The organism is Caballeronia pedi (assembly GCF_001544915.2).
In the GTDB taxonomy this organism is placed as follows: Bacteria; Pseudomonadota; Gammaproteobacteria; order Burkholderiales; family Burkholderiaceae; genus Caballeronia; species Caballeronia pedi.
In genome coordinates this window covers 1-8,262 of the sequence record NZ_FCOE02000085.1, presented here as the reverse complement: position 1 = coordinate 8,262, position 8,262 = coordinate 1, and the positions used below count along the sequence as shown (strand labels likewise).

Genomic DNA, 8,262 nt, shown 5'->3' with positions numbered 1-8,262 from the left:
CTGGCGCTCCATCACCACGTTGCCCGATGCATCCTTGGCCAGATAACGATATTCGTACTCGGCGTTCGTTGGCAGGCCGGCGCAAGCCATATCCACCTGCGCACCGAGCCACCGCTGTTTCCGTGGATCAGGCTCACAGGACGATCGATCGAGCACGCCGGGTTCAAACCGGACAGCGCGTGAGAGCCGTCGTTGAGCATGGCAAACTCACCATCACCTGCGAGTAACAACACTAAGGGCCGCGTTAGCGGCCCTTATCTATCGATTACAGATAACCTGCGTTTCGAAGTTGTTGCCTAAGCAATGCGTCCAAATCAGCATCATCTAGGCCTTGGCTTTTCCCCGGCCCTTTCCAATGCCATATGAGCTGCTGAGCCTCCCCCGTTAGATCGACAAATTCATCGTTGAACAACTCGCCAAGCTGAATTTTTCCGATTGATGGATCAGCTTCAATCAACTCTCTGAACACCTTCGCTGGCGATTCGCCTTTAAGGATTTTTTCAAACATGAACTTTACCTACCAAATATGACTGTCGTTTTTGTGTGTGCGGTATTAGGAACACCAATATTGGTATAGCCGTATCGCTCTGCGATGCGACCGGTCCAAGTGTTCGCAGCAGCCTGCTGTGGGCTCATTCCGCTGCTCAAGTTGGCTCGATACTGACCTGCATTGACGCTATCGGTTCCTTCAATCCATACCCCCCGAATCGCACTTACAGAAACTCCGTCTTGATTAAGACGCTGCATCGCACTAGCGAACATATCTGTTCCCGACGCATCAGAGAATGAACTGCCGCCGGCAGGCGAGCGGATATCAAACCCGAGCACACCTTGTCGATCCACATTCACCAACAAGCCATGAACGCCGTCAGGATCCCCATATTGCAGGGTAGTGATCCCACTCTTACTGGTTCGAGAAACAAACTCATTCGTAACATCGACTCGCGGAATTGGCGCACCAAGTGAATTCGGACCTTCCGGTACAACAGAAAGGCGAAGTCCCAACCCATACTGCTCACCAAGGCCAGCCACCTTCGTTTCAGCGTATTCTCCCACCGCACCAATTGCCCGCATCCCCAGCCCGGCACCCGCTCGCACAGCGGGGCCTGTTCCCATCACCGCCAGACCAGCCTCACCAAATGCTTGCAACTCCTTCGCAGCAGCAAGTCCGTAATTCCCGCTGTTCCACGCAGCACGCGCCTCATCCGCACGCTGCGCACCAGCCATCTCGTAGCCGAACTGCTTGAAGCTTTGCCCCGCGTCATTCAGCAATTTGCCAGCAAAGGCGGCGTTCGGACTCGAATCGAGGACGCCTGCGTAGCCTCCCGCCGCGCCACGAGCAAACGCTTGCCAAGAACTTTCGGCACCACCGGTCAGTTGCGGCCCGTCGTTCATCGCTGACCGAAACGCTGCCGCATTTAAGTCAACTTCGCTGCCATAGCCCATCGACGCTGCGGTCAACCCAGAGAGCGCGCCATCGTAGCCCACGCCGTAGCTTAGACCCGTCGCCGAGGCTTCAGCCGAAACAATCGGCGTGCGACTTGCTTCCACATGGATGCCGTTCTCATCTTGCCACGAACGCTGATACGGATATAGATTATCCACGTCCGACATGATGCTGTTGGACGCATACATCACGCCCGGCTTCGCATCAGGGAATTGAGCATAGAACGGCTGCGCCGGTGTCGACGGCTTATTTCCATTGACGATCTGCTCAGTCTTCGCCTTCGCCGCATCCTCGGAGCGCTGCGCCATCTGCGCCGTCACCATCGCACCGATGGTGTCGCCCGCAATCCCCGCCGCATCCCGTTGAACGTCACCTCTGACGCCAACTCTCCCTCCCGACGACCGCAAGCCCTTATAGTACAAGGCTTTTACCGTGCCCCGCCCGCTCTGACCGATTTTTACCCCTGACGCGCGCTTTGCCAGCCAACAACGCCCGTGCGCCCGGTTGCTGCGACGCTTCACCGAACGATGCGTGTTCATTCAGCAGTCACACCCTGTCCAGCACAACTGGCACAAACCACAGCACCTGCGCACCGAGCCGACTCTGTTTCCGTGGATCAGACTCGCAGGTCGATGGATCGAGCACGCCGGATTCGCACCCGGACAGCGTGTGAGAGTCGCCGTCGAGCATGGCAAACTCACCATCACGTGCGAGTAAGAACACCAAGGGCCGCGACGCGGCCCTTGAGCTATTTAAGCTTGCATCAGTTCGAACTATCCTGCTTTGGCAGCCTTTTCTGACATCGCTGTAAGTAATATTCGCATCGCTGCCGCAGGCTCTATTGAATCTCCCTCAATTTCCAAAAAATGTAGATTGTCCCCCTGTTTGATAGCAATGTCCCGCAACAACTCCTGATTGCTTCCGTCGATGATCCCCAATTTAGAACCAATAATTTTCACGAAGTCAGTCTCATACTTCATATGCGGATTGAACAAACCCATCGTTGCGAGTTCACTGCGACCCTTCGCATCCAGTAGAGTCAGCCCGAACTCAACACTAGCATCCAACGTCGTTGGGATATTTCCTTTCATAATTGACTATCTCTGAATGAATCTATACTGAAGGCCAGACGCTTGGGTAGCGAATCGAGTCCACATTTCATTAGCCAAGAATCCCTTGTATTGGACTCCTTGCAAGCCGTTTGCAACGGTCAATGAACCACTACGAATATCTGTCATGATTCCACGCCCGATTTCACCGGTCTGAGCATGAAGGTAACCATACGCACCGGCGTAATCTCCTCGATAGGCTGACGCAAAGCTTCCATCAAACGCAAGCTCATAAGTTCCACTTGCAGTCGAAGCTCTAATACCCTTTGCACCACTTGATACGGCTCCCGCCATGTCTTCAAGACCTAGCGTTAAACCACTCGGATGATTGTGCGTAATCCAATTTCCCGTGGCCATATCCCACTGTGCAGAATCAAATCGGAAGCTTGAATTCAATTGCCCATAAGGCTGACGAGCAACCGTCAGTATCTTACCGGATTCAGAATCGACGATAAAACCTACCTCCCGCGTTGCCTCTCCAAATCTAGACTCTATGCGATTCATTGTTTCTATCGCACTATTTTGGAAGGTCGAGCTATTTTCCACGACATAAGACAACCCACCCGTCTTGGCAAGATAGCTTTCCGTCATGCCGGCAAGCTTCGGCCCGAAGATCGCAACACCGCGTTCAAGTGCTGCTCCACCGAGAGCCATTGTTGGCCCTGCAAGTTCTGGCGCAGCAAACAACGCCGCATCCATCGCAGATCCACCAAATACGTACGCTGCACCGGCCGTGTCCTGCCTGTAAAGCCCGTTCACTGCCGCAAGCGGGGGCAGTGATCTCACGCCTCCTGTTATCGCGCTGCCAACGTCGTTGAGTATCGTGTCACCAAGGTGGCCAGCGTCATACGCGTTCGCGTAATGGTCGTATATGCCTGTTGCCGTGTCCACCGGATGCGTCGCGACGTTCCATATGCCGCTCGCCATCGCGGCGCCACGGTCGTACATACCCTCCGCAAACTGAGCAATCGGATTGAACGCCTTGACCGATTCCCATCCACTTAAAGGTTGAGCCGCTCCTATCACAGGCACATCCATCGGTGCCAACTCGCGCACCGTGATCTGCGGATACGGTACTGCGCGTGCATCTACGCCCGGCGTGTACGGAGAATACGGATCAGCAACAATCGACCCTCCGTTATCCAACGCCATTCGCGCTCGCGCCTGTTCAGGCGTGTAACCCAATTTCGCCGCTGCCGCATCAAACGATTCCGCATCAGCAGGTGTGAACTGCGGGTTGGCCGTGCCGCCCTTGACGATCTGCTCGGTCTTGGCTTGTGCCACGTCCTGCGAGCGCTGCGCCATCTGCGCCGTCACCATACTTCCGATGGTATCGCCCGCAATCCCTGCCGCATCCCGTTGCAGACTGCCGCCTCGCACTAGCGTACTCGTCGCACCTGCCGCGAGACCCTTCACCCCCGGCGTGTTCGCCAAATACGCATCACCAACACGCGACCCACCGCTTTCCGCCGCCATCAACGAACGCGCCTTCTCGGGCGTCAGTCCCAGGCTTTTTGCCGTCGCGTTGAACGAGCGTTCATCCGCAGGCGTGAACTGCGAGTTGGCCGCATTGCCCTTGATGATCGGCTCAGTCTTAGCCTTCGCCGCATCCTCGGAGCGCTGCGCCATCTGCGCGCTCACTATCGCGCCGATCGTGTCGCCCACGACCCCCGCTGCATCCCGTTGCAGGACAAATCCATGACCACGGCAAGCTCTGCATTCCATTGATGCACATTGCCGACCGCTATCTGCATAGCCTCGGCTTCGGGCCCGGCGAGCGCGTCTACCTCTCCGTCAACTATCAAATCCGCCAGATTTGCATCAGCATGGATCACGGATAACGCTTCTGATTCATCACCAAGGTCCGCAAATGCGACCCTTGGTGTTTCTCATAGTCAGCCTAGCAGTTGAGCACCAAACTTCTCCATCACAAACTGCCTTGCCTCTTCCTCCGAGTCTGTTGGATAAACGCAATAGTTGTCGTTATCCAACAATTCCATCCAAGACTCGCCACTAGCGTCAAAGGCAAGTAATTCCCCTCTCAACTTTTCGCATACTGCCCGATCTTGGAGAAATAGGGTAATGGCAGCCGCTTCTGCGCTTTCAGGCAAGCCAACGTCAACGGACAATACCGAGACCAAAAGATTTTTTAGGGTAGGGTAATTCATATCCTCGTTTCTTATCTCGCTGGAAACAGTGTTACCGTTTCCCATTTTCCAGTAGTTGGATTGAGAGCGTAGGTCCCTTGTACGCTCCTCAGGTTATCGACGAGCTGCGGTGCGCCGTGCAGATCCGGGGAAAACTTGCTGGCGCCCACGCGGACGTAACCTCTACCTAAGTCAAGCCCCATATCACCTACACTCGCGGGCATCACAGTCACGTAAGGTGCTCCCGGGTTATTCGCAATGGCACTCGCAAGCGCTCCGCTTCCCCGCACGTACTGGTCTGCATAGGCAAGTAACTGGTCAGAGTGAAAGGCGGACGACATCGGCGGAAGAATTGGCACGCCGTTCCTCGCAAGCTTTATCGAACCATCAGATGCAATTCCCGTTAGCGCGCGAGTCAGAAGTTGCGCGTCGGTAACGCTTCCGCCATGGCGAGCCAGTGCATGTGCATCGGCGTTGACCGTCAATAGCTCCATTTGAGCAGCAGAGATCGGTCGCGATGGGCCAACGAAATCTGACGCTAGCGGATCACCGGTGTATGACCTACCGACCATGCCACTTCCGCGCCTGGTACTCGCTACCGAAGTAGCTCGCACTCCGCCTGGAATCAACAACGCATCCAACGGCCACGCAGCATCAGCAACCGCCGCGGCATAACTCGTATTACCAGTCGTCTGCAACGCCGCATTGGCTATCAAGCCGCCGAGCGGTTGAGTGCCCTGCGTCTCCATGAAACGCAGGAACGCTGCATCCGAGTTTGCGAGCGAGCCCGTTCCGTTAAGCGGCACCAACTGCGGCCCAGTATCGGGCGCGAGACGCGGAAGCTGCGCCTGACGCGCGTCCATCCACGCCTGCGCATCGTTTCCGAGCTTCTCAAGAATATCTCCCGAATCTGCAACCAACGATGACATACCACCGTCTTTCATCGACGCCCTGAACGCTGCCGCATTCAGATCGACGTCGCCCCCGTAACCGGTCGACGCAGTTGTCAATCCAGAGAGCGCGCCATCATATCCAGGGCCGAACGCCATGCTCGTGGCCGCGGCTGCGTCTTCGAGCCATGATCCATTCTGTGTGGTATGTATCGCCGGAAATTGCCCAACATACTTTGCCTCTGGAGCTCCAGGGCCGGCAAACATCATACCGCCAGTCGAGCCACCGTAGGAACTCGCACCATCGACGCTGCCAAACGCATCAACCAACCGCGCGTACACATCATCCGTATAGCTTCCACCACTGGTGACCCTCTGCGTGTACGACTGCGCCGGAGCCACAGATCGCTGCGCCATCTGCGCGCTCACCATCGCACCAATGGTGTCCCCCGCTATTCCCGCCGCATCCCTCTGCAGACTGCCGCCTCGCACTAGCGTACTCGTCGCACCTGCCGCGAGACCCTGGGCCCCGGCTCCAACATACTGCATTTTACCAAGCGGTGTTTGACCGACCGCGCTTCCCACGCCCGACGCGATCGCACTGGCGGCCATACTCTTCCAGTCAAAGCTGTGCTGCGCCCCCGTGATCATGCCGAGACCCTGAATCACGCTCGAACGCAATGCCCCCAGAGCCACTGCGCTTCCAACTCGCTCAAGTGCGTTGGGCAATGCCGTGCCCAGCCCCGCATTCATTCCTCCCGTCAGCGCACCGCCCAGCGCGCCCATGGCGATTCCGTTCCAGTTGAACCCGGCCTGCAGGCCACCCGCAATCATCACGGCCTGGCTAGCAGCGGCGCCCGCCGTCCCGGCCGTGGCGCCCGCGGCAACCCCCACGCCCACATTCACCGCCGTGCTCGCCGTCTCGGCTGTCACACCCAGTTCGGCATATAGAAATTCAGAAGTCGCCCCGTAAGTGACCGCAGTAACAATAACCGTGACTACGATCGCAACTATCATCAAGGCCATGCCGCAGCCCCCGCCCTTGCCCGGCGGCGGCGGCGGATCCGGCAGCGTCGGTTGCGTGTCGCCGATCGCCTTGCCCGGATCATACGGCTTGAACGTCGTCGCCGTGTTGTGAACATTGGTCACCTTGTTGGGCACCGTCAACGTCTGGCCCGCCTTCAGCACGTCTGTGCCCTGCAACCCGTTCGCATCGGCCAGGATGTACCACAACGTCGCATCGCCCCACAGCGCACTCGCAATGCTCTGCAACGTCTCACCCGCACGCACCGTCCACGTGCCCGGACTCACCCCCGGATACGTCGCGTTGATCGCCATGTAGTTCTCGTCGAAGTCCGCCGTGCCCACTGGCGTGAACACCTTGTACTGGCTGTCGCTGCCTTTGCCCAGCTTGCCCGCGAGCTCCTGCACGTAATCGATTTCATCGACCCCGTCATTGCCCTGGTTGCCCACCCGGTTACCGTTCAGGTAGTAGTAGTTGTGCTTGCGAACGCCCTCGGTGCCCGAGATCGCCCCGCTCGCGCTCACCGTCACACCCGTCAGCTCGCTGCGGCGCTGCACCTGTCCGCGTAGGTCCGTCCAGTACTGGAACGCGCGTGCATTGCCCGGCTCGTTGCCGCCATCGTCGAACGTGCTCTTCAGGTTGCCGTTGATGTCGTAGTTGTAGTACGTAGTCGCGGCTTTCCAGCCCGGCGAGTTTGGGTTGGTCGGCTGCACCGTCACCTTCGACTGCTTCGCCCCGTCCCACCACTCGTAGTTGTAGGTTGTCACCGTGCGGGTACCGCTCGGATCAGTTGGCTTCGTCTCAATTGCGGCTACCGTGCCATCGGCGAGCCGCGTGTAACTGGTCGTGTTGTGCTGGGTATGCTCGTATTCCACCATCAGGAAACTGTCCGCATCCCATGTGCGGTCGGCATTTCTCACAATTTGCCCTGTAGACACGTCGCGTTCGACCTGATAAGTCACCCTGCCCAACAAATCGTTCGAGCGCTGTTGAGCCACGACGCCATTGATCCTCTGTGTACTCAGATATCCGTTCGCGTCGTATTCGTAGCGCTCCGTGCGGCCATCCTTCGCATACACGGCCATCACACGCTCACCCGCCGCGTTGTATCCAAGTTGCACACCCTCGCCACCTGCGCGACCCACCACGATATGCACGCTCGCGTCGTTCTCATCGCTCGCTCGCTCGCCCGACAACGTGCCCATCGTCACCGTGAAACGGTTCAGCGCATCGTATTCGTACCAATAGTCCTGGGTCTTCTTTTCGTGATTCCCCACCATGTCCGTGTACGTCGCAGTCGTGTGGCGGCGATTGCCCACCGCGTCGTACTCGTAGCTCACCTGGTAGCTGTTGTCGCTGATCGATATCACGCGGTTGAGCGCGTCGTACTCCACCCGCGACTGCGCAAACACATATGAATCGCCAAAGTTCGTGAAGAACTCCGACGTGCGATTTCCGTCGCCGTCGTACTCATAGAGCGACTGTGTTTTGGTGGCGTTATCACGATCGAGCGCACCAGGCCATGCGAGTAGTACGTGTAGTCCACGTCCTGCCCCGTGCTGCCCGTTTGCTTCGTCACCAGCCCCGCCCAGTTGTACTGATAGCGGAACACGTGACCGCCCAGATCCGTGTGCTTGGTCGTGCG

7 protein-coding genes are annotated in these 8,262 nt (G+C 57.6%); 1 reads left to right on the top strand and 6 read right to left on the bottom strand.

Going from position 1 to position 8,262, the window contains the following annotated elements; all coding sequences use genetic code 11:
• Positions 1-265: 265 nt before the first annotated feature.
• Positions 266-508: a hypothetical protein gene (locus tag AWB80_RS42255; RefSeq protein WP_061180538.1), complete on the bottom strand. Its 243-nt coding sequence runs from the start codon at positions 506-508 to the stop codon at positions 266-268.
• A gap of 5 nt (positions 509-513) precedes the next feature.
• The gene (locus AWB80_RS42250) at positions 514-1,986 is read right to left on the bottom strand and encodes a hypothetical protein (protein WP_167390509.1); all 1,473 of its coding nucleotides are present in this window, start codon (positions 1,984-1,986) and stop codon (positions 514-516) included.
• Between AWB80_RS42250 and AWB80_RS45405 the strand changes: the two genes are divergently transcribed.
• Entirely contained in the window at positions 1,979-2,164 is a 186-nt protein-coding gene (locus AWB80_RS45405; protein WP_279628702.1) for a SymE family type I addiction module toxin, read from the top strand. The genes AWB80_RS42250 and AWB80_RS45405 overlap by 8 nt on opposite strands.
• Before the next feature lie 56 nt (positions 2,165-2,220).
• Here the strand turns inward: AWB80_RS45405 and AWB80_RS42240 are convergent, their stop codons facing one another.
• From AWB80_RS42240 to AWB80_RS42225, 4 genes are all read right to left on the bottom strand, one after another.
• On the bottom strand, positions 2,221-2,538 hold the full coding sequence (locus AWB80_RS42240; RefSeq protein WP_061180536.1) for a hypothetical protein: 318 nt from the start codon (positions 2,536-2,538) through the stop codon (positions 2,221-2,223).
• A 6-nt stretch (positions 2,539-2,544) separates the two neighbouring features.
• The gene (locus tag AWB80_RS42235; RefSeq protein WP_061180535.1) at positions 2,545-4,221 is read right to left on the bottom strand and encodes a hypothetical protein; all 1,677 of its coding nucleotides are present in this window, start codon (positions 4,219-4,221) and stop codon (positions 2,545-2,547) included.
• 230 nt (positions 4,222-4,451) lie between these two features.
• Positions 4,452-4,724: a hypothetical protein gene (locus AWB80_RS42230; protein ID WP_061180534.1), complete on the bottom strand. Its 273-nt coding sequence runs from the start codon at positions 4,722-4,724 to the stop codon at positions 4,452-4,454.
• A gap of 11 nt (positions 4,725-4,735) precedes the next feature.
• Entirely contained in the window at positions 4,736-8,029 is a 3,294-nt protein-coding gene (locus tag AWB80_RS42225) for a LysM peptidoglycan-binding domain-containing protein (protein WP_061180533.1), read from the bottom strand.
• Positions 8,030-8,262: the final 233 nt, after the last annotated feature.

Bases quoted from the DNA above. Each gene is read 5' to 3' on its own strand.
- AWB80_RS42255 (WP_061180538.1), bottom strand. From the start codon at position 508: ATGTTTGAAAAAATCCTTAAAGGCGAATCGCCAGCGAAGGTGTTCAGA.
- AWB80_RS42250 (WP_167390509.1), bottom strand. From the start codon at position 1,986: ATGAACACGCATCGTTCGGTGAAGCGTCGCAGCAACCGGGCGCACGGG.
- AWB80_RS42240 (WP_061180536.1), bottom strand. From the start codon at position 2,538: ATGAAAGGAAATATCCCAACGACGTTGGATGCTAGTGTTGAGTTCGGG.
- AWB80_RS42230 (WP_061180534.1), bottom strand. From the start codon at position 4,724: ATGAATTACCCTACCCTAAAAAATCTTTTGGTCTCGGTATTGTCCGTT.